General features: G+C 44.6%; 21 protein-coding genes. 12 read left to right on the top strand and 9 right to left on the bottom strand.

Features of this window, described 5'->3' with window-relative positions; translation table 11 throughout:
* Position 1: 1 nt before the first annotated feature.
* Positions 2-1,408 carry a HipA domain-containing protein gene (locus tag L1D60_RS19150; RefSeq protein ID WP_239842488.1) on the bottom strand — a complete coding sequence of 469 codons (1,407 nt, stop codon included), beginning with the start codon at positions 1,406-1,408 and terminating at the stop codon, positions 2-4.
* Positions 1,401-1,736, bottom strand: coding sequence for a helix-turn-helix domain-containing protein (locus L1D60_RS19145; RefSeq protein ID WP_045414322.1), 336 nt, complete (start codon positions 1,734-1,736; stop codon positions 1,401-1,403). The genes L1D60_RS19150 and L1D60_RS19145 overlap by 8 nt, the downstream gene beginning before the upstream one ends.
* A 232-nt stretch (positions 1,737-1,968) precedes the next feature.
* Between L1D60_RS19145 and L1D60_RS19140 the strand changes: the two genes are divergently transcribed.
* Entirely contained in the window at positions 1,969-2,343 is a 375-nt protein-coding gene (locus L1D60_RS19140; protein ID WP_239842487.1) for an MbcA/ParS/Xre antitoxin family protein, read from the top strand.
* A gap of 221 nt (positions 2,344-2,564) precedes the next feature.
* Here L1D60_RS19140 and L1D60_RS19135 read toward each other — a convergent pair whose 3' ends face one another.
* On the bottom strand, positions 2,565-2,990 hold the full coding sequence (locus L1D60_RS19135; RefSeq protein ID WP_239842486.1) for an antitoxin Xre/MbcA/ParS toxin-binding domain-containing protein: 426 nt from the start codon (positions 2,988-2,990) through the stop codon (positions 2,565-2,567).
* Positions 2,991-3,258: 268 nt separating this feature from the next.
* Between L1D60_RS19135 and L1D60_RS19130 the strand changes: the two genes are divergently transcribed.
* Positions 3,259-3,429: a hypothetical protein gene (locus L1D60_RS19130; protein WP_165387364.1), complete on the top strand. Its 171-nt coding sequence runs from the start codon at positions 3,259-3,261 to the stop codon at positions 3,427-3,429.
* Between the two features lie 132 nt (positions 3,430-3,561).
* On the opposite strand, the gene L1D60_RS19125 is transcribed toward L1D60_RS19130, so the two are convergent.
* On the bottom strand, positions 3,562-3,828 hold the full coding sequence (locus L1D60_RS19125) for a hypothetical protein (protein WP_239842485.1): 267 nt from the start codon (positions 3,826-3,828) through the stop codon (positions 3,562-3,564).
* Positions 3,829-4,303: 475 nt separating this feature from the next.
* On the opposite strand from L1D60_RS19125, the gene L1D60_RS19120 reads away from it, so the two are divergent.
* Positions 4,304-4,603: a hypothetical protein gene (locus L1D60_RS19120; RefSeq protein WP_236112067.1), complete on the top strand. Its 300-nt coding sequence runs from the start codon at positions 4,304-4,306 to the stop codon at positions 4,601-4,603.
* Between the two features lie 352 nt (positions 4,604-4,955).
* Here the strand turns inward: L1D60_RS19120 and L1D60_RS19115 are convergent, their stop codons facing one another.
* Together L1D60_RS19115 and L1D60_RS19110 are read right to left on the bottom strand one after the other, a co-directional pair.
* Positions 4,956-6,509: a hypothetical protein gene (locus tag L1D60_RS19115; RefSeq protein WP_239842567.1), complete on the bottom strand. Its 1,554-nt coding sequence runs from the start codon at positions 6,507-6,509 to the stop codon at positions 4,956-4,958.
* Between the two features lie 417 nt (positions 6,510-6,926).
* On the bottom strand, positions 6,927-7,685 hold the full coding sequence (locus tag L1D60_RS19110) for a hypothetical protein (RefSeq protein ID WP_239842484.1): 759 nt from the start codon (positions 7,683-7,685) through the stop codon (positions 6,927-6,929).
* A gap of 325 nt (positions 7,686-8,010) precedes the next feature.
* On the opposite strand from L1D60_RS19110, the gene L1D60_RS19105 reads away from it, so the two are divergent.
* Together L1D60_RS19105 and L1D60_RS19100 are read left to right on the top strand one after the other, a co-directional pair.
* Positions 8,011-9,345 (top strand): amidohydrolase family protein, encoded by a 1,335-nt coding sequence (locus L1D60_RS19105; RefSeq protein ID WP_239842483.1) that lies wholly within the window; start codon positions 8,011-8,013, stop codon positions 9,343-9,345.
* A gap of 161 nt (positions 9,346-9,506) precedes the next feature.
* The gene (locus L1D60_RS19100) at positions 9,507-10,166 is read left to right on the top strand and encodes a DUF3299 domain-containing protein (protein WP_239842482.1); all 660 of its coding nucleotides are present in this window, start codon (positions 9,507-9,509) and stop codon (positions 10,164-10,166) included.
* A 62-nt stretch (positions 10,167-10,228) separates the two neighbouring features.
* Here the strand turns inward: L1D60_RS19100 and L1D60_RS19095 are convergent, their stop codons facing one another.
* Genes L1D60_RS19095 through L1D60_RS19085 form a run of 3 tightly spaced genes read right to left on the bottom strand, consistent with a single transcriptional unit; the run spans position 10,229 to position 12,698 of the window.
* Entirely contained in the window at positions 10,229-11,599 is a 1,371-nt protein-coding gene (locus L1D60_RS19095; protein WP_239842481.1) for an FUSC family protein, read from the bottom strand.
* A 9-nt stretch (positions 11,600-11,608) separates the two neighbouring features.
* A complete protein-coding gene (locus tag L1D60_RS19090; RefSeq protein WP_239842480.1) occupies positions 11,609-12,472 on the bottom strand; it encodes an HlyD family secretion protein in 864 nt (287 codons plus the stop codon).
* A gap of 13 nt (positions 12,473-12,485) precedes the next feature.
* Positions 12,486-12,698 carry a DUF1656 domain-containing protein gene (locus L1D60_RS19085; protein ID WP_153446677.1) on the bottom strand — a complete coding sequence of 71 codons (213 nt, stop codon included), beginning with the start codon at positions 12,696-12,698 and terminating at the stop codon, positions 12,486-12,488.
* A gap of 328 nt (positions 12,699-13,026) precedes the next feature.
* Here L1D60_RS19085 and L1D60_RS19080 point away from each other — a divergent pair, with 328 nt between their 5' ends.
* The 7 genes from L1D60_RS19080 (at position 13,027) to L1D60_RS19050 (ending at position 21,642) form a co-directional block, all read left to right on the top strand.
* Positions 13,027-14,313 (top strand): serine hydrolase domain-containing protein, encoded by a 1,287-nt coding sequence (locus tag L1D60_RS19080; RefSeq protein ID WP_239842479.1) that lies wholly within the window; start codon positions 13,027-13,029, stop codon positions 14,311-14,313.
* A 160-nt stretch (positions 14,314-14,473) separates the two neighbouring features.
* Positions 14,474-15,961 (top strand): EAL domain-containing protein, encoded by a 1,488-nt coding sequence (locus L1D60_RS19075; RefSeq protein WP_239842478.1) that lies wholly within the window; start codon positions 14,474-14,476, stop codon positions 15,959-15,961.
* A gap of 252 nt (positions 15,962-16,213) precedes the next feature.
* Entirely contained in the window at positions 16,214-17,170 is a 957-nt protein-coding gene (locus tag L1D60_RS19070; protein ID WP_239842477.1) for an IS110 family transposase, read from the top strand.
* A gap of 238 nt (positions 17,171-17,408) precedes the next feature.
* On the top strand, positions 17,409-18,932 hold the full coding sequence (locus L1D60_RS19065) for a M20 family peptidase (RefSeq protein ID WP_239842476.1): 1,524 nt from the start codon (positions 17,409-17,411) through the stop codon (positions 18,930-18,932).
* 92 nt (positions 18,933-19,024) lie between these two features.
* On the top strand, positions 19,025-19,636 hold the full coding sequence (locus tag L1D60_RS19060) for a DUF3299 domain-containing protein (protein ID WP_239842475.1): 612 nt from the start codon (positions 19,025-19,027) through the stop codon (positions 19,634-19,636).
* Between the two features lie 145 nt (positions 19,637-19,781).
* Positions 19,782-20,633 carry a pyridoxal kinase gene (pdxY, locus tag L1D60_RS19055; protein ID WP_239842474.1) on the top strand — a complete coding sequence of 284 codons (852 nt, stop codon included), beginning with the start codon at positions 19,782-19,784 and terminating at the stop codon, positions 20,631-20,633.
* A gap of 106 nt (positions 20,634-20,739) precedes the next feature.
* Positions 20,740-21,642 carry a LysR family transcriptional regulator gene (locus L1D60_RS19050; RefSeq protein ID WP_239842473.1) on the top strand — a complete coding sequence of 301 codons (903 nt, stop codon included), beginning with the start codon at positions 20,740-20,742 and terminating at the stop codon, positions 21,640-21,642.
* Positions 21,643-21,747 lie beyond the last annotated feature (105 nt).

The raw sequence follows: 21,747 nt of genomic DNA, 5'->3' as shown, positions 1-21,747 counted from the left end.
ATTAAAGAAGCTCACTCATTTCTGGCACGCTGTCGGCTTGCGCTAACAAGTATTCACACTCTGTTTGGATTAGTGAAACACATAGTTCTATATGTTCACGCTCACCGTCATCGATTCCTTGAGCTTCGGTAAGTCCAACCGTTTCCTTCAGGGCATTCTTTATGGCACCAACGGTTTCTACCATTATGGAAGCCATTTTGGTGCCTGAATAGCCTAGCAGAGCACCGAATTCAGCTAAATCATAGCTGGTAATAGGGTGTTTGAAGTTACCTTTCGGCGGATTTTGAAAGTCTTCGCTTTCCCAATCTCCAATCGACATTGCAAAATATTGAGGGATACTGGCGGCACGCCCCTCATCAGCAGATAATTTACCGCATTGTGAGTTGCGTTTTGCTCCCTCTTGAGCGATAGCTTCTATGTTGACTAAATCATAAAAAGGGGTCAGTTCAAGGCCTTTAGGGGTGACGAAGAAGCTAATATTTTTACCATGAGCATCGTAGTTTAGTGTTGCTAAATTAAAGAGCATCCATCGGATAAGCTTTAGGTTGGTGATTACCGTGTCTATGGTTTTGACGCTCAGTAGGCGTGGGAAAGAAACGCCATCACGCATATATACACCATCGCCTTCATCCCCATTCTGACGCTCGTATTTGTAACCTGGAGGTAAGTCAGTCGCCTGACAGCCATCAATCACATGTTTTCGTTGAACGACATCACGAGCCTCGATATAGGCACGATCGAACCGCTCTATGATCAGTGTCCTAGTCTTCCCAATACGGGTTAACTCAACATTAGCGACGTCCAAACCTGCTAGCTTAGCTAATGTCATGCAAAAGAACTCATTCACAGCAATACACGGTGCTTTACCGCTTTCAAACTTCAGAATGTAGTTCGAACTTAATTTTCCTTCACCAAATCCCCATTCATCACCGCGCTTAAGTAAGTTTAACTTGTTTTGCACACCGGCAACCGAAAGGCGAACCTTACCGTCCCAATACACTAATGGCGCTAGATTTCGCTCTAGTCGCTCTATGAGCTCATCATCAGGTACAAGTCTAAAACTAGTTTCTTGAGGTTCTGATTCTGGAACTCGAAAAGATAATGCGCCAGATGTTTCCGCACCAAGCTTACGAATCAGCCCGAATGTGTTGCTTTTGGAGATAGTGGTGTTTTGTATCATCTCCTCAAAGGCTTCTCCTTCAGGAAGGAGATTTCTGAGATAGTTCTCGATACTACGTGGCGAAGCCTGATCATCGAAAAGGATGTGGGGCGAAATCGGGAAACCAGAGTGTTTCCATTCTTCTTCATAGATGAATGAGAACTCTGTTTCTGTTCCGACGGGGAGAGTCAAACGACCAATTTTGGTATTCGTACCGATAAACACGTCTAACTGTTGTAACTTACTCATACCAACCGTCCTCATTGCCTCTCACGCTGTTTTCAGCTTGGGAGGTTATTTGGCTATGTGGACGAACAAATAGGTTTAAATCGATAAGGCGTAACGATAGCCCTAAGATGTCCATGAGGACGAGTACATTGGCAAAGGTGACACTGGTATCGCCTTTTTCTACTTTCATGACTGTCCTACGAGATAAGTTGGCTTTTGAAGCGAGATCATCAATACGCCAGCCTCTATCGGTGCGTTTTGAGCGAATGGCGCTCCCCAGTGTTTCCATACTGAACTCGGTATTCAAATCAGGCATAGGTTGTGCCTTTACCATCTTACCTTTTTTCATAAGTGCCTTTTAATGTACTTTTGTCACTATTGGGTTCGTCTTTCTATATAAGTTCACTATAACTCACTTTTGTAGTGGTTGTATAAGAAATAATCTATAAGTGCAATTTAAGTTACTTATGGTTGATTTACTAGTTGCATGTTAATTCCAATTAGTGGCAATCTGTTTTTGCTAAACTAGAGTAAGCGTGTCATAAAATCACCATGTGAATAGAATAAGGTTCTAAGCAGCAATGAAAGTTAAAATTGAGAAGACCTGTGATGGTGAAGCTTTCTTCAACATTCCAGAAATACTGCAAGAAGAATTGCAATGGGAAGAAGGCGATCAAATCGAATGGCTCGACAATAACGATGGCTCATGGACTTTACGCAAAGTTGAACTTGAGGATGATACCCAGTCGAAGTCTATAGAGTACATTCTTTCACAACACCCTACTTTAAAAGAGCAAATGGAGGATGTGTTTGAGGACTCTGGTTTGAGAGCAGAATGGTTAACTTCCGCAGTTCCAGCGCTATCTGGTCTAACTCCGCTAGAAGTTGTGCTTAAAGGCGATTTAAAACGCGTTTTAGATGCATTAAATCGTATCAAGTATGGTGATTTTTCTTGAGATGTTTTTCTCTCAAAAGATCAGGTTGATATGTTGATCCATTGGCCATCTCTTTCCGGATGAAGCCTACTTTGTAAGGCAGAGATACGCTATATGGGCTGGAACTAACACGCTTGTACACAATCATAGTGTGTCTAAGAACCTATGTCGCAGAACCAAACAGACTGACTTTCCCTGCTATGTCAGGAAAAGTTGCTTTGTGACAATCGGTAAGTTTCCATTTAAGCCGTATATCCGTACTTCAACTTATTGATCTCTTCTGTCACCAAAATGATACCGGTTATTGTGTCACAGAATGAAAGTGGTGTTTCGTTTTCAAACACCAAACTGGGTTTATTTAACCAGCGTAATGTCGCATAACGATCACCAAAATACTCATCTGCTTCTTTGACCATATCTGCAAGCATAAGAGCATGTTCACTGGCAGTTGGGCTTAGCGTTGCGTTCGGCTTTTTCATTTTTTGCTGGAGAGTACGTAGATTAACGCCAATAATTTTCGCGTAATCTGTCTTAGTCAGACCAAGAGTTAACATTCCTCTATCCAGCATTTCAACAGGAAGCCCTTGACGAATAATTTTTAGGCTATCGATTACGCTATGAGCTTTGCGTTTTTCACCTCCAAGCATTTCATAAGCATCACTGAACATTAAAGTACCTCCGAATCTAACTACACTTACACAATAGGCGTAATTAGATTATTTTAACACGGAAATGTGTCGAGACTTGCTAGTTGCCTACATACTCTTTCCAATTAGTGGCAAGCTGGTTTTGCTACAATAGAACTAATCCAAGTATCGTATTGCTGTATATGTTATAAACGAAAATGGTTCATGAAAAACAGTTACAACTGATGAATTGATAGGGTTGTTAGCTAGTACGAACTAGCGCGTCGGCACAACACATGAGAGGACTAGGATGTTGTTTCTAAGTATAATATTCGCATTGAGTTTAGCTATTGGTGCTTTTACTCTCTATTCGGAAAATGTTCACGTTTGGCTCTCAAAACATATGGATGAATATGAAAAAGAGCTAGAGAAAAACAATCCAGAAGAGCTAAAAAAGCTGAAGAAAAAATACCAGCGTTAACAACCAATCACCTGATTCAACCGTAAATTTTATTAAATTTTCGGTTAATCTTACCGTCATTCATACCAGTTTTCTGGGAAATTCAGATTCAACCGTAAATGAGGTTAAATTTATGGTTATTACTCCTACCTACTAACTCAAGCTTTTGGGAAATACAAAGACAGGCAACACTAGTGGTTGGATATCACTTTTTACCATATGTGGACGCCCCGTTTGTTTCGATTGCAGATAGTGTCCAGCAAATTCACCTTCGCCCCAAAACGTTTTCAGAGCATAAGAAACTATCAATAGATTAATTTGTGTGTAAGCCTGTTGAACCAGTTTTTTAGTTCCAGATACGACAAAGCCACAGGCAATGCCTATGGCTTTGTAAACAGCTACAGAAGGTTTGTCATTCAATACATTCTGTGTGCAGCGTCGGGTGTTTAATCACCAATGCATATGGGAGGGCAAACACCTAGACTTATCGTATGTCCTCGGTGGTCTGCTTTGCAATTAAGCCAAGTTCAATTCGATACAATTACTTCTGGCCAGACAGTAAATCGTAACTCCAAGAAAAAGCAGGGATACCCGAGGCTCTCAAAGTTAGTTTAAAGCTAAGAACCGTATGTGGCAAGCTTGCTTCTGCCCCATTCTGCACCAGCGTCAATTGAGCCAGTTCCCTTTTGCTCTGCCTCATGACTTAGTTTTTACTAATATGTTTAACGTGTCTACATAAGAAGGATACTTCGCTGAGTAACTATGAAAATTCAGCGACTTTGTTAATTGCTCAGTTGCCTATAGGACAGCTATAATTTCAGCTACTACTTAGTTGTTATTTGGTACTGGCTAATATCCAAGTATTGATTAGTCTTATCAGCGACAGGAGTTCACAATGAAAGTTTATGGACAAAAAACGATAGAGGTCGTTGTTGATCGATGTTGTGATATCTGTGGTACTAGCGTGATGGTCGTCGATTCAAATGGCGTAAAGTTAGAAGAGGTTGGTGAACTGACTGCTAACTGGGGATTTGGGTCAAAAATGGACGGTATTACCCACCACCTTGATATGTGTGAAAGTTGTTTTCAAGTTGCATTATCTGCTCTAAAGGGGCATCGTAGAAGCATTGTGATGTTCGATGATGAGCAAGACCTTCCCGATGAAAAATTTGGTCAACAACCTGTTGGTGGCTAAAATCAGACTCGCTTGTTAGTGAAAAAAGCCGTTTCCCAATTGTGCAACAGCCTGTTGCACAAATCAGTCAAAATCAAAAATGCCCCATTTAGCGTTACAAATCCATCACGCAGGCTGGGTCACGCAACTTGCGTGATAACTTACCTTTGCCCCATTATGCGTTTGCAAACTGGTTTCTTCCTGCCACCCAATAATTGAGCAGCAATAAATTTTCTCATGGCTCTATGCAATGTTGTAACTCATTGTAGATTAAAACTCCAATTTCTAGCTTAAGTTGACAGAGTATACTTCTTACTTGAAAGAGAATGCGCCCAGCTCAGTAGGGGCTAAGCCAGGCGCACAAAGCGTGAGGTTAGAAGCGATAGCCAAAATTTAATGTCATCGCGTCTCGTGTTTCGCCTTTGTTGTACATAAAGGTCAGGTTGTAGTTTCGACCAAATTGCTTGTTAAACCCGACCACATACGCCCATTTGTTTAAATCCACTCCGATGTCGTAGTCAAACTCGATATCGCCAGTTTTAACGTGTCCGTCCATTCGTGGTTCAAGACCTTGGTATTCCGCCCCAACAAAGAGTTGTGCTCGATAATCCACCAGCTGATAGCCAACCATAGGTTGTATGGTCGCAATAGGGTCGCCCCACTCAGTGGTCCCCTTAAGGCGTGTTTGTGAAACAGTACCGGTGACCGAGGCAAAAAACTCGCGATACCCTACCGACAGTGTGGTACCGACACCTCGCAAGTCGTATTCAAGGTGCAGAGGAATCCCAACCCTTCCGGTGTCACATAACAGACCGTAGCTTTCACTATCACAAAATTTATCCCCTAGTCCTGGTCGTCCGGGTAGCGTTGGTAGTTGGTTGAGCTTATCTCGGATGAACTCTCCCGCCGCGCCAGTGTATTCGGCATCGACTTTTGCATCGACGTTGATTTTGCCGATGTAGCCAAACACATTCCAAAAAGGAAGAATGTTGATATCACCACGAATGTTTAGGCTCTCGGCTTTGACCGTACCAATTGAGTCTTCAGGATCAAACAGCTCGTTAAGCCTGACACCATCGAGGACAAAGTCGTTAAAGGGGATGTTCATGTTTTGGTTTCGATAGGCGACCGACACCCCATACGGCAGTGGTAAATCGATGCCTTTTCTTCGGACTATGTCGCCCATTAATGGAAAGATGCGATCCAGTTTAACACTCACTTCACGAATGCGAGGGTCGGATACTTCGCTAAGCAGTGTCTGGTGAATAATATCCACGCCGTGCTCTTCACTGTAGAGTGCGACAGGCTCTGCAATCGAAGTAACATGAACCGGTTTATTTTTCTGAGTCCCGGTGATGTCGATCGCTTTCTTGCTTAGGATCAGCTTACCGCTTTCGAGTGTTGAAAAAGTGATGCCTTGACGATAACTCTCCACACGGACACCCTCATATTCGAATGGCTTTGCGTTGGTAATGGTCATCTGTTGAGGTACGCCGTTCTTCACTAAGATCTCAACACGCATAAAGCGAAAGTATGCGATGTCTTGCGGCAAACCATATTTCGAGTAATTGAAGCTGACAATACTGGTGCCATCAGCCAGATCTTTCGCAGTGACGCTATTTGGGTCATAGCTTTGGGCGTAATCACGCAAACGGTATTCTGTGCGAGTGTTACGTTCAATTTCACTGATGGCATCATCTTGCTCATCCAGTTCACTAGGGTTGTATTTAATGCGCAGATCAATGTTGCCCTTTTCGTCGGTATCTTTGACTAGGAAAACTCGAGATGTACGCACTTGGTCGCCGATAGTGATGGTGCGCTCCACATGTTCAACTAAGTGTTCTCCGGCAGTGAGCGAGCTTAAACCCAAGCGAGGTAGATCGTCGCTGATGCCATAGCGTTCAAATACCTCTTGACCATGAGCCATAATTTCTGAGTAGGTTTGTATGCCAGCCGATTGTGGCGCTTGTTCTGCGCTAAGGCCGCCAAAGCTGACAACGGAGCTGATAAGTGCAGTAAGTAGAATTGGTGTGTGTGCTAGTTTACGCATAGTGGTTTAGTTCCAAATCCATCGATTTTCACCCCTATGAAAATTCGATGGTTTGCTATTCACAGAACGGCCATGTTCTGTGTTTGTGTTCATGGGCCATGCTTTATTAAGTGGGCTTGGCAATAATTTTATCGTCGAACACTGCGCGCTAATAATCGGGTTTAGAGGACCCGATCCTACCGAAATAACGTCGGAGCCTTGAACATTGCTGATAGGGCGAAAAACGAAAAAAGCCTGCGTTTTCACGCAGGCCTTGGTGGACAGTAGAACAGTAGGACAGGTTAGATGAGAGTGTTATAGGTACACTTTGTAGTTAAACCAGACGCGGTTTTCATTGATGTCGACGTGCTTGCTACTCGACTCCATGCTGCCCGAGGTGTTTTCGAACTTAACTTGGCCCCAACGGGTTTTATCTGCGCTCAGTGGTGTAGCCGCCATTAAGGTGGTTTTCACTGTGGTTGAGTCAATGTCACCGCTCAAGTAAGTCACTTCTGGGTATAACGCTAAGAACGTGCCATCTTGGCCAGTTTTCCATACCGCGTATGCCGCGCCCATTCCGCCAACTAGGCTATCGTCAGTGACGTTAAACGCACTCATTGACTGGTCAGAGTAAGTCCCGGTTAGAGCGCCAACACGGGCAAAAAACGTTAGTGAGTCAATTGGGGTGCGGAAAATTGAAATGGCACCGAGTGCGGCCGTGGTTGCCGTGTCATTATCGACAACATCAAGCGACACAGCGACACGTGGCGAGACCGAGTTACCAGTATTGAATACATGGAAGTACTGGAAGCGACTATCACTGTACTCGCCTTCTTTGTTCATTGTTCCTTCTAGCGAGAACATCGACTCCATACCATTTTCGTATTGGTAAGAGATAGACCCAGAGGCTTTAACGTCGCCATTATTGCTTGCACCGACATAAAAAGTTGAGTAGGCGCGAGTCATATCTGATGCGTCAAGTGCTTCGCTGTTTGCATTGTCTGCAGCGTGAGCGCCTGAAACTAGCGTAGTGCCGATAAGAGTGGTTAAGAGTGCTTTTTTAAAATGGTTCATAGTGTAGATTCCACAAGTTGTTTTGATTGGGTATGTGGATATTTTATGAGGGAATTTAAAAGCGAGTTAATCGCATATGATGGATTGAACCCATCAAACTTAGCGAAGTGATCGCAAAAGTGCGAGTCAGGTGGACATAAATAGGTGTGGGGTTGAGTATGTGAGCTAGGTAGCCTTTCTTGACACATGCTTGTGCTAGATTGATGCGGTGAATGCATCAAAATATGTGTTATTGGCTGAGTTGTTGTGATGAAGTTTCAGTTTAAATTTCTCTTAATTCAATGCCTTATAACATAAGTATGGGATATTGTTCAGGAGAAATGGAATGAAGAAAATATTGGGATGTTTAACTGCATTAGCTCTAGCCGTTGGTAGCCCAGCACTGTTAGCACAAGACGAAGCCGAAGTAACACTGTTCACTAATGTCAATGTATTTGACGGTAAGAGTAAAAAACTCATCGAAAACGCGAATGTCGTCGTGACAGGTAAGCTCATTAGCCAAGTTTCAAAAGAGCCTCTCGCGGTTGCGGGAGGAAAAGTTATCGATGGTAAAGGGCGTACAATGATCCCGGGCATGATCGATGCGCATTGGCATACATCTTACTGCTGTGCATCGCAATCTACTGTTATCACAGGGGATATCCTAGAAATCGCTATTCGTGGTGCAATAGGCGCTGAAGCGACATTGCTGCGAGGATTTACCACGGTTCGTGATGTTGGTGGTAATCCATTTTCTACCAAGAAAATGATTGATGCTGGTGAGATAATCGGTCCACGAATCTTTCCTTCAGGTCCACCAATGAGTCAAACATCGGGCCATTTTGATTATCGTTCCAAACAATCTGTACCAACAAACCCAGGTGATTCACTGGAGTACTGGAATCGAAACGCACTGTTGTTAGTGGCTGACGGAGTGCCTGAAGTGACTAAGCGTGCTCGAGAAGTTCTACGAATGGGCGCGACACAGATAAAAATCGCTGGAGGAGGCGGTGTTTCATCTGTTTTTGACCCGCTTGACGTGCAAGAGTACACCTACGATGAAATGCGAGCGATAGTTGAAGTTGCTGATACTTGGAATACGTACGTAGCTGCACACATCTTTACTGACAAAGCCACACAAACTGCGCTCAAAGCAGGGGTTAAATCTATCGAGCATGGCAATCTGCTTAGTGAAGAAACCCTCAAATTAATGAAGAAGAAAGGTGCTTGGCTGTCTGTTCAACCACTGATTAATGACGAAGACGCATTTACTTTCAACGACCCGTTTAGTACGCAAAAGTGGATCGAAGTAACAGATGGCACTGATAAAGTGATTGGAATGGCGAAAAAACTTGGCGTGAATATGGCCTGGGGAACGGACATGTTATTCGATCCTGTGACCGCGGGTAAGCAAGGTAAGTTTGTAGCGAAAATGCAGCGTTGGTTTACACCCTATGAAATCATGAAAATGGTAACGTATGACAATGCACAATTGCTTGCACTATCAGGGCCAAGAGTACCTTATAAAGAAGGTAAGTTGGGTGTGATAGAAGAAGGAGCCTATGCTGATCTTATTCTGGTTAACGGTAACCCTCTCGAAAACATCGATTTAGTCGCCGATGCCAGCCAGAATTTTGATCTTATAATGAAAGATGGACGTGTTTTTAAGAACCAGCTTTGACATGCTAAAACCAAACAAGCTCAGCCAATGACTGAGCTTGTTTGGTTTACATTGAAGTAATAGTAGGCGTTAGAACGAAGTACCTTGATAAACTCTTACATCAGGTGAGTTGATAACAAAGGCAGGTTTACTTGAGGTGTCAACGGAGGGAAGGAAGAAAGGTGAAAGCATGGATGAGTAGCTTGGTGGGATTCGCTTTGCTAGTGAGTAATATAGCAAACGGGTCTTCGCAGACGACCGAACTTTCATGGGAGCAGCTTATTCCGATGAAAGCGGAGTTTGACGATCCTTATGCCACGCTAACCGCAGACCAATTGTATGATCTCTCAGTTGTCGCAGCGTTTCGTAAGCAGCAAACATCTGAAACTCCGCCGTCTCCACAAGCAACAAAACAATATCAAGAAACAATGGATGCGTTGCAGCAGCAGGGAGTACCTGTTGATGAACTGTTGTCAAAGCGAGCAGAAATATCGGCCAAGCGAAAACAAATAGCCAGCATGCTGGATTATTCTCTGGATCAAAAGCAGGTGAAGATACCGGGCTATTTATTGCCTCTAGACTTCAAAGGAGAGTTAACCACGGAGTTTTTCCTCGTTCCTACGGTTGGCGCCTGTATTCATGTCCCACCTCCACCACCAAATCAAATGGTACTGGTCAAATTTCCGCAAGGCTTCGACTCGAGTGGGCTGTATCCTCCCGTTTGGGTTGAAGGCCATATAGAAGTGGGAAAAGGCCAGTCTCAACTGTATCTGACTGACGGTCAGGATGATATTACCTTCGGTTACAGCATTGATGCGAGCAGTGTTAAACACTATCAGTAAAGCGATGCCTTCTTAATAATGAAGCATTTCGTTGCGTGGCTTTAAATTTAGGAAAGGCCAACTTATAAGTTCCTTTCTTGTCTGCGATAAAGCAAATCAGAAAACAACTTGGCGATACTTAGTATGATCAGCACGTAGACCAGCATCATTAATGGTATTTCGATACTATAGTAAGGTGTGAGGTTTAACGCGCTCGAAGAAAGCACCAATAGTAAGTTAACCCCAAGCACGCGAAAGATTCCCAACCGCACCGTATCGAACACTTTCCAAATAGCAATAATATTCATGAAGTAAAAAGCGAGTAACTGCCACAACTCGGAGAAGGCTGGCATGATCAGCGAATACTGTAACAAGTAGAATCCACCCAAACCAATGGCGCCCAAAAACGCATCTCTGATTGCACTGCGAGGTAAGGGAGGGAGATTGGTGGCAAAGATGCCAGCAATCATAGGGAACACGAAGCCTCCGGGCACGGGCAAGTGGACCCATGCCAGTATACAGGCAAGGAACGTACTGGTACCTTGCAGCACTTTTTTCCAATCATCACTAATATGTTGCCTCAGACTCCGTTTCCTTAACGAAGGCTTGTGGCTTGAATAACGCTGAGCTATTTCAAGCAAGCCTGCAGGTAGCAGGGACTCAGTCGGCGGTCTTTTCCACGTCGATTCAAGGTTGTGTTCAATGCCTGCGAGGTAATTGGCCAAGTCACTGGGCTTATGGCTGAGGCTGTCAAGAAGATGCACAATCACATCGACTTCTCTCACTCTTTCTAGCCACTGGTGCTGATAATACTTCAAGTCGTAGCTGCCATGATTCGGCAGCTCAAGCAAGTGATGAAGCTGACTGACATTGCGCTGAATATGCTCAATGTTCTCGCTAGTTAGCCTGCCATTGTGATAGTGATTGAGCGCTCGCTGTAACTCGGCATGTAGCTGCCAATAGCGATGTGCAAATACCGTCTCAGTACTCACTGGCCAAATTAGGCGATATATGAAGGTAAATACACCAATTCCCAGTAAGGTTTCTTGTAACCTTAGGATGATGTAGTCAAAGGTATTTAAGCTGTCAAAACCTCCCATACAACAGATGATGGTACATACGGTATAACCTTGCACAAAAATATATCCGCTCCTTTCATCGCTCGCCATAAATAAACTCGCGGCCAGTAGCAAGGTATAGAACACGATAAACAGAAAATAGTCTTGAGAGAAACAGATAATCAAAAACAGTGCGTAACCGGTACCCAACAGAGCGCCAAGCAAACGGTTCTGACCTTTTTGCAAGGAGTGGGCGAACGTTTCGTTTAACGCGAGCACTGCCGCGGTAATGCCTGCCCAGTAAGGCTTATCCCATTCAAACCAAATCGCAAGGCAGAGAGCACTGACGATCGCCAATGCTGCTTTGATCGCTTCTTTTGTCGTGTGATTGAGCATCTTGACGCCTTATTGTTTGATTATTTTAATCGATGCCGTCATTCCGACGCGCAATTGCACATTGTTCGGCATCTGCTTTAACGTCACTTTGACAGGAATACGTTGAGCAAGTCGAATCCACTGAAAATTGGGGTTCACGTTTGGCAGTAGTTCATTGCCTGTTATACCGTCTTGCTTGGCAATGCCGTAGCCAATGCTAGTCACTTCAGCTTCTAAAGGCTGGTCTGGGTCGATGAGTAAGGTCACGAACGCTTTATCATTGGGATCGACACCTTCTAGATCGGTTTCTTTGAAATAGCCCTCTACCCAGAAACTATTGGCATCAATCAGCGCAACAACCGGACTGTTGGCGACAACCTGAGAGCCGACCCGCAAATGAAAATTACTAATGAAACCATCGGTTGATGCGTAGACTTTGGTGTAGTCAAGGTTGAATTTGGCCTCTTCAACCATGGCTTTGGTTAGGTTTAAGTTAGCCTTAGCTGAGTCGACCGCGTTGTTCAAGTTATTGAGCGTGAGCGTCGCAACAGAGCCCGGTGTCCGGCTTTGTAGCGCGAGCGCACGCTTTTCTTCATTGAGCGCTTTATCGAGGGCGGCTTGGGCTTGTTCTTGAGATGCAATGGCTTTGTGATATGCCGCTTGATACATGCTGTCATCGATTTCAAACAGCAGATCGCCTTTCGTGACCCGGCTGTTGTCTGAGATATGAATGGCGGTCACTTGGCCAGTGACGCGAGGTGTAATCGAGACGATATAGGCACTGACGCGACCATCGCGTGTCCACGGATTTTGCGTGAATATCGAATAAAAGTTGGCGATCACGGCTCCAGCCCCCAGTACTAGGAGCAGAGTCACCAAATAGCGCTTAACCATTTCCTTCCCCTTATTAAACAATCGAAATAACTTGGCTGAACGCGCCAGTAAAAATCACAAACAGACATATCTCTGCCAGAGTTGGGTGAGAAATGTATCGATAGAGCCCAGTTTTGACGGACATTTTGGTGGTTAGCAGGGTAAGCCCATACGCAAGGGCAGCAACTAATAGCAGTGGCGTGAAATAGACTTCACCCCAAGCGATCTCATGAGGGATAGCGTGCATAAATGATCTCTGTATAGCGTCTTTGCCGAGAGAGTAACTGCGCTTGGTGTAATTCAACACTCGCATATGTAGGGTCGTATCCATCAACCTATAAGAGATTGGTGACTTCGGTGTAATCAATAAATAGAGAGATGATTAGAGCGGCCCAATAAGCATTAATGTCCAATTAATTGATGATTCGAATATGTAGGATTTGGTCCTTCATATGCGATTGGTTTGCGTTGAAAAAAGCGTCAATACTGAGCTCATCAACACCAAAAAGACGAACTCATCTTTAAGGTTCACTTTAGGTAACCCTTATTAGACTTAATCATAGAGAGAGACCAAAATGAAAAAACTAGTCGCTTTATCAATTGCAGCCGCTATCACTTCGGGCGCAGCTATGGCCAATGTGATAGTTAATGAGACAACTACCAACAAAGCCGTTGCTGAGACACACGACTTTTTCCTTGAAAAAGGAAATCGCGTTAAGCTTCAATTCCCTATTGTAGAGTCGCATTTTGCTTGGCAAAACATTAGCCGCTTCTATAACACGGCTCAGATTGAACGTGATGGCGCAGTTTATCAATTTTCTTACTCTATCGATGACAATATTGGCAATATCAAAGCCACCGTTCAAGGCAAAGAACTTACCCTTAACCAACATTTAGATAATTATCCAGTTGATGCTTTCCTAGTGGTTAAAAATGGTGAGATTGTTTTCGAGCGCTATAACACCATGCGCAAAACAGATAAACACAACTGGTTTTCAAACTCGAAAATAACCACTGGTATCGAACTCGCGAAACTAGTCGAAGAAGGTAAAGTTAACGAACAAGATCCAGTGTCAAAATACATACCGGAGCTTAAAGGTTCAGCTTGGGATACGGTGAAGGTTATCGACGTAGCAAACATGGCGACAGGTTTGAATGCAACAGAACACGACGAACCCAATCCAGATTCACGTACCAATCCAGAGCAGCCATTTTTTAAATGGTTAGTTTCTATCGGGGTATTTGACGGCGATTCAACACAAAAGCCGCTTGATGTATTGAGTGAAATGACGCGCCGCCAAGAAGCGGGTAAAACATTCGAATACAACTCGATCAATACGTTTGTTCTCGCTCGAATCATTGAGAATGTTCGCGGTCTGCCAATGAACGAAATTATCAGCCGCGACTTATGGCAGAAAATGGGTGCAAACAATGATGCATACACGGTTGTTTCACCGATCGGCGGTTACCCACTCATGTTTTTCTCAATGAACTCAACCATCGAAGATATGGCTAAGTTTGGTATGCTATTGACGCCATCAGGGTCGAAACTGGGTCAGGGTGCGGTTTCTGACAAAGTCGTTCAACGAATCCAAGCTTCTGGCAAACAAGAAGCATTCGAAGGTGGTTATGTTGGTAAAGTGATGGCCAATTCATTCTATAACGATAGCGGCCTTAAAAACGGCTACATGTTTGACACTATCTTTGAAGATGGCGATTTATACAAAGGCGGCGTTGGCGGTCAGGGTATTTACATTTCACCGGACAAAGATCTCGTTGTTGCGTTTTTCTCCACAAGCACAGGTAAGAACCAAGAAGAAACCTATGCCCGAGAAATCGCAAAATACTTCGCAGACAAGTAATATAACTGTAACGAGTTATTTTAAAGAAATTGCACTAGCCCCGACTCAAGTCGGGGCTTTTATCGAGGAGAGTATGTTCTAGAAAGTGAGCGCAAGTGGTGGCACTCCCTAGAAGATAGTCATTCTATTTTTGAACACTTCAACAATGATTGGACCTAAAATGGCACTGAATATCAGACAGTCTAAGCGCTCTCTTTGGTTGGTTTACTTTGCCCCAATTGTGCTGGTTGTGTGTACTGTCGCGATACTCACATCATTAAGCGTTAGAGATACGTTACGCGCTTTGGGCGATAGTTATGCAGAAAGTTATAGCCGGGTCGTGTTGAATGTCTCCATGGAGAACAAATCGGCTTTAGTTGCGCCGCAAAAGTGCGGCTTTTTACAACAAGTGCTTCGTTATGAGAGAGAAATATTAGAGATGCAAATAGTCTCTAATAACCAAATTGTTTGCTCGTCATTGGGAGAGGTAGGAACCCGAGATATTGTTAATATAGAAACACTTAGCCATACCTCTCAGATGATTCAGCTAGCATCAATGCCCATGTCTAAAAAGGACATATCAGTTGCGGTAATTAATAGGAAAGTTATTCACGGGCAAGAATACTACGCCGTATCCCTCATCGATTTAGATTACTTGCGTGCGAGTTTAGGTTATCGAACTGACTACAGAACCAGTTCAACGGCGCTTTTTATTGGTGAAGATTCAGCCCCTCACAATACGCCACGTGCCTCTGGTTGGTTTGCTTATGTCGCGGAAACGGACATTCCTCAGCATCAAATCCAAGTTATCGCGAGCAACGAATTTATCATAGAGAAAACCTGGTTTTACTTTTTGGTCGCGATCCCGGGGACTTTGACCGTGTACATTGGTTTTTTCTTTATTCGTCGACACTTTATTCGCAATCAGGGCTTTCATAATGAAGTGAAACAAGCCATTCGTCGCAAAGAGTTTATCTTGCATTACCAGCCGCAAATGGATTGCAATACGAGAGAACTATCAGGTGTTGAAGCATTAGTGCGTTGGATGCACCCTGAGCGCGGTTTGATCTACCCAGATGTGTTTATTCCCGTTCTAGAAGAGTTTGATCTCATTGACCAACTGACGGATATTGTGGTCGAGAGGGCCATCAGCGATTTCTCCTCTTATTCTTTTTCTCAAGCTTTTCATTTAGGGATTAACTTTCCTCCTGGTTATTTTGTCTCTTTTGACAAGCAGAGGTTACTGATTGAACAAGCCGCGCTACTGAGAGAGCGAGGTATTCACTTGGGGTTAGAGATCACCGAACGCCAATTACTGGATAGCAGTGCTAAATCCGCCATTGCGTCTTTGCGTCAGTCTGGTTTAGAGGTGCTGATTGACGATTTCGGAACAGGGCAAACATCTCTCGCCATGCTGGAAACTACGCCAATTGATTACCTCAAAATAGATAAGTGTTTTGTCGATAGCATCGGGTCGCAAAGCGTAACAGCACCAGTGCTGGATGCAATTATCTCTATGGCAAAAGGTCTTGATTTAAACATAATCGCTGAGGGGGTCGAAGAGCAAAATCAGGCGGATTATCTTGTCTCTCGAGGGGTACATATCCACCAAGGCTACTTGTACAGTAAACCCGTTCCGTTTGAATCCCTCTCACTACCAGTTGAATGATGATCTCTCGGCACGACAACCCGTCAGTACCGTCTTGAACCGCTTGTATGGATAATAAGCACTCCAATCGGGTAAGGTGAGACCCAGACTTTAGCTGCAACTAAAGTTCTTCTATCTGGTAGTTCGATTGAACAGTGGCTCCTCTATTGAGAGACCGATAACAAGTACGAACGCCTGATAGAACTCCAAGCACCACACTCGAATAGTCKWCTGGGTCTCGARCCCGCATTTGCAAGCAWGAGTTAGCTTATTATGAATACAAACACACTTCAAAACATTAATGTTGGCGTTGATACTGGTAAGTCTCAATTAGACATCTATATCCGTCCACTCGACATTTACTTCACCGTATCAAACACCGATAAAGGCATCAGCGATGCCATTAAAATCATTAAGAAACACAAACCTCAACGCGTCGTCATCGAGGCTACAGGTCGATTAGAAATGCCCTTCATACTCGCTTGTGATAAAGCCAAATTGCCTTATGTTGTTGCCAATCCACTACGCATTAAAAGGTTTGCTGAAGCCATTGGCCAACGGGCTAAGAACGACCGTTTAGATGCCGAACTCATCGCACATTATGCCGAACGAGTTCAGCCCGAACTGACCAAGCTAAAAAGCGAAAATATACGTCTTATGAGTGACTTAGTTACGAGGCGGAACCAACTACTCACCATGCAAACCATGGAAAGAAACCGACTACAAATATTACCTAAGAACATCTCATCGACTATTACTCCGATTCTAACCGCTCTAAAAAATCAGCTTGAAAAAGTAGAGACAAAGATAGCAAACCTGATTGAGAGCTGTCCTGAGTATCAAGCTAAGAGCACCATCCTTCAAAGCATGCCTGGCGTTGGAAAAATCCTAGCCGCCTCCCTAATTAGCAATGTACCCGAACTCGGTTTTATCACGAACAAGCAAGCCTCTTCTCTCATTGGCGTCGCACCTATAACAAGAGAGAGCGGACGCTTCAAAGGCAAACGGATGATAAAAGGAGGTCGACCTCAAGTTAGAACCGTCATGTATATGGCAATGATGTCGGCTATCCAATGCAACCCTATATTTAAGGCTACTTATGAACGATTACTTGCGGCAGGAAAACCTAAAAAAGTTGCGATAGTTGCCTGCATGAGAAAGATGGTTGTGACACTCAATTCAATGCTAAGAGACGGCGCAATGTGGGATAAAGATAGCGTCAAAAATTAACTATTGACGCCATAGTCTCTTGTTATAACGCAAACTCCACGCCCATTCTTCCCACTAGGTTGTCGACATTCGCATCAGGCGAATGTCGTTTCGCTTTTATCTTCAACTACAGCGAAGAATTAATATGTAGGGTTTGGTCCATCATATGAGATTGGTTCGCGGCAAAAAAAACGTCAATACTAAGCCCATCAACACGACACAGATTTAAATGATTTCTCGCGAATAAAGGAAATTAGTAATGACTAAGCAAACCAAACTTTTTAAAGGTATCGCCTCTGCGCTTGCGCTTACAGCAAGTGTGTCTGCTTGGGCGGTGGAAGACCAAGACTTTAGCTCAATGCAAATGCAAGGCGTTGAGCAAGTTGAAGTGAAAGTGGATCTAGAAGGTGCGGCACAACGACTATCTCAAGCGGTTCAGTTTCCAACCATTTCAAATCAAGACCGCAGTGATTTTGATGAAGAGGCGTTTAACAATTACCACGACTTCTTAGTTCAATCTTACCCTCTAGTGCATAAAACGCTTAAGCGTGAGTTAGTTGGCGACCCGCGCCCATTTAGCTTGATTTACACCTGGGAAGGCAAAGATCCATCACTGCCACCTGCGGTATTTATGGCTCACCAAGATGTGGTGCCAATTGCAGAGGAATCTCGCGATCAATGGGAAGTCGAGCCGTTTTCTGGTGAGATAAAAGATGGCTACATTTGGGGACGTGGTTCTCTGGATGACAAAAACCAAATTCACGCCATCTTAGAAGCCACTGAAATGAAGATTAAAGAAGGCTTCCAACCAGAGCGCACCATTTTGTTTGTGTTTGGTCATGATGAAGAAGTTGGCGGACCGGAAGGGGCAAAACACGCAGCGGATATTATTGAGCAGCGTTATGACAAAATTGCCTTTGTGATTGATGAATCAGCGCCACTAATCCCAGGCGTGTTCCCGGGCATTCGTGACAATACGGCCCTAATTGGTATTGCTCAGAAAGGCTACGTGAGCTTGGAGATCGCAATCAATGGTATTGGCGGCCACTCTTCGCAGCCTGCTGGTGAGTCGAATATTGTTGCGCTAGCCAAAGCGGTAGAAAAAGTGGAAGCGGCGCAGTTCCCATACAAGATTCATGATGCGGTTCGCTACCAGTACCGCTTTATGGGGCCAGAGTTACCTGAAGACCAGCAACCAATGTACAAAGCCGTCGCTTATGGTGAGAACGATTCGATCAGCGATCTAGAGCAGAAATTCATTGATGTAATGTCGCAAAACCAAGTAACGCGCGCCATGTTGCACACCACAACCGCAGTGACCATGTTTAACGCCGGTATCAAAGATAATGTATTGCCACCAGCGGCGACAGCGGTAGTGAACTTCCGTCCTATGCCTGGTGATACACCTGAAGTGATTATTGAACACGTGAAAAAAGCTATTGGCGATGAGCGCATCACAGTACGAGATATCTCAGCATCAACGCCAGCAACCAATGTGGCCGATCCAAACGGTGAAGGATACAAAATGCTAGAGAAAACCATTCGCCAAACCTGGGGTAATGATCTGATTGTATCGCCATTCTTTGTAATCGGTGGCTCAGACTCTAAGCACTTCCAAGCGCGTGACTTTGCACCGGATGTGTACACCATTACCGCTTTGCAACTAGAAAATGTCAAAGAGTTTGAAGGTTTCCATGGTGTGAACGAACGTATTCTTGTTGATGAATATGGTCGCTCAATCGGATTCTTCTACAAACTGATGGATAACCTAGAAAACCTTTAATCAAAGCCGTACGGACCGTGGCGCAACGCGCTGCGGTCATCGCTTCCATCTGGCATGACCAACATGCTCTATCTACTTTGGGGAACAAACGAATGAAAAACATACTGCTAATGTTCGCATTGATCGCGCCTTTGGCTAATGCAGCAGACACTTTGTCATGGGACTCTCTTCGCCCGCAAAACACACAGCAGCAGAGTTTATCTCCGAGTGACAAAGCATTGGTTACAGAGATTTATGTCTATGAAGTGGCTCAACAAAGCCGCAAACTTAGCTCAATGGAACACGATGGCTACATCAAGCGTATTGAACTCGCAGAGAAACGCGGGTTGAACGTGAGAGAGGCACTTGATGAAATGGTGAGTGGTAAGCGTTATGCCAATGCCATTATTCCTGACTTGCAAGTGAATGACATGAAATTAGGTGGCTTTTTGGTACCACTAGAGATGGAAGGCTTAGTCGGGACGCAATTTATTTTGGTGCCAACGGCGGGCGCTTGTGTTCATACACCACCGCCACCGGCGAATCAAACTATCTTGATTGACTTCCCTGAAGGCTATCAGATGCAAAGCCTTTACACGCCTGTTTGGGTCGAAGGGGATATCAAGGCAGGAGGGGTGTCTGCATCCGTTGCACTATCGGACGGTAATCAGGATATCGAAATTGGTTATGTTATCGATGCCTCTGACATCGTGGCCTATCAATAGCGCTTAGCATCGCCGTAACGGGAGCGTCGCTCCCTTGTTACGGTTCTAAGCCATCAACAGTATTAATTTTCGCCCTTAGCCGCATACTCGCACAAGCTCACCATTGTCTCTGACGACAATGAAACTTAATTAGGTGACTCACATTATGAAAAGCGTTATTTCCATCCAGCCCCATTTGGTTTGTGGTCACGCAGGCAATAGCTCTACGATTTTCCCGGTTCAGCGTATGGGGGTTGAAACATGGGCAATTAACAGCTTGCAGTGTTCAGATGTCTCCGAGCACCCGGTGAGCTTCAGTTGTCCAGCGGAAATCGTTTCTGAACTAGTGCAAGCTTTAGATCGAAATGAGCGACTTAACCACTGCAATGCGATTATTTCTGGGTATCAAAGTTCATTGGCGCACAATCAAGCGGTTTATCAAGCGGTTCAGTTGGTGAAGTCTCACAGTGTTGGCGCCTTGTATGTTTGTCATCCGTCGCTTAATGGTGAAAGTGAGGCGCATCCTACCGAACCAGAGGCACATCGCTATATTGTGGAGCAACTGATGCCACTAGCGGATGTGTTGATCTGTCAACCAGAAACACTGCAACAATTTACTGACACAGTCATTAAAGATGAACAAGATGCTGCTCATGCTTGTCAGCAGGCATTGGCAAAGGGGCCCAAAATCGTGCTCGTGAGCAAGGTGCCGTGTGTGGCGGATGGAAGTATTTCGATGATGTTAGCCACGCCGAAAAACCTCTACTCAGTACAAAGGCCTTGGCTTGAATTCGCTAAGGAGCCGGTTGGAGTGGACGATTTGCTCACCGCGGTTTATTCGGCTTGTTTAGTCAATCGTATGTCACCGGTTGCGGCGCTGCGTCATACCAATAACGCCTTGTATGGTGTACTAGAGACAACACTCGATAGTGGCAGTGATGTGCTACAAACCATTAGCGCACAATATGAGTTTGTTGAACCGACCCATGACTTCGCGGTGCTGAAACACGTTTTCTGATAGGCGAGTCAAATAATAGTGTTGATAGGTGATTGATTGCGCTGGTTATCATCATAATAAAAGTGCTATCTTGAGGATATTCATCCCCAACCAGCCAGCCATTACTATGAACTTTAGTCTTGAACAGCTATTGGCATTTGTCACCGTTTATGAACACCTTTCTTTTAGCAAGGCCGCGGTAAAACTCAATAAGCATCGTACGACCATAGGTCAGGTTATCACTAACCTTGAAGACCAGCTTGCCGTTACTTTGTTTGAACGTATTGGCCGCTCTGTCGAACCTACCGAAGATGGTCATCTTCTTTATCATTATGCCAAGCAAGCGATCGAGCAAGCGCGCGTGTTTGATAAAATCGCTCTCAGTCTTTCCTACGGCGAGTTGGAACGGGTGGTGATTGCCTATCCAAGCTTTGTACCACATCAAGCTCTGTTTTTGATCCGCCAACAATTAGCCCAAGATTTCCCGACCATGCGTGTAGAATTTTTGGTGCGCGGCCGCGATGAAATTAAGCAAGGCATCGTTGATGGCAGCATTCACTTTGGTTTGGCGAATATTCACGAAAGTACCGCAATCCATAGTTTTGATTCGACCTTTTTAGGCCATGTTGAGTTCTTGCCTTACGTGCAAGCTGGCGGCCGATTGGCGCAAATGGACAAAGCCGCAGTCGTGGGTGAACTGCAAACAGAAAGACAGTTCATGCTCAAATCACTGGTGGATGAGGGCTTGGCCGAAAAGTTTGTCTATTCAGCCAACAACGAGCAAGTCGATCAGCTGGCTTTGGTGATTAAAATGATCAAAGAAGGGCTGGGCTGGGCCTGGTTGCCGAAAGCCTTGTCTGAGTCTCAATTTGCGCTAGAGGGGGTATCACCACTCAAGCTTGATATGATGTTAGAAGGCATGAAACTCCCCATCTCCCTGTGGTGCCCACACGCCAAAAATATCAAAGCGGTGAGAGGGTCAATCATTAAAGCGATTAGCGAACATGTGCAGACATACAAATCTCGTTAGCCTTAGAGAGCTTACGTAGGATCAGATCCTACGTAAGCGATTCAGAACCTTTCATTCGTTTAGTTATAGTCAACTCATTCAAGGCCTAGCGCCACCGCCACTGAG

The organism is Vibrio sp. Isolate30 (genome assembly GCF_022397975.1).
In the GTDB taxonomy this organism is placed as follows: domain Bacteria; phylum Pseudomonadota; class Gammaproteobacteria; order Enterobacterales; family Vibrionaceae; genus Vibrio; species Vibrio fortis.
Note: the sequence above shows the minus strand (reverse complement) of the source record. Positions and strands in the feature narration are given on the sequence as shown.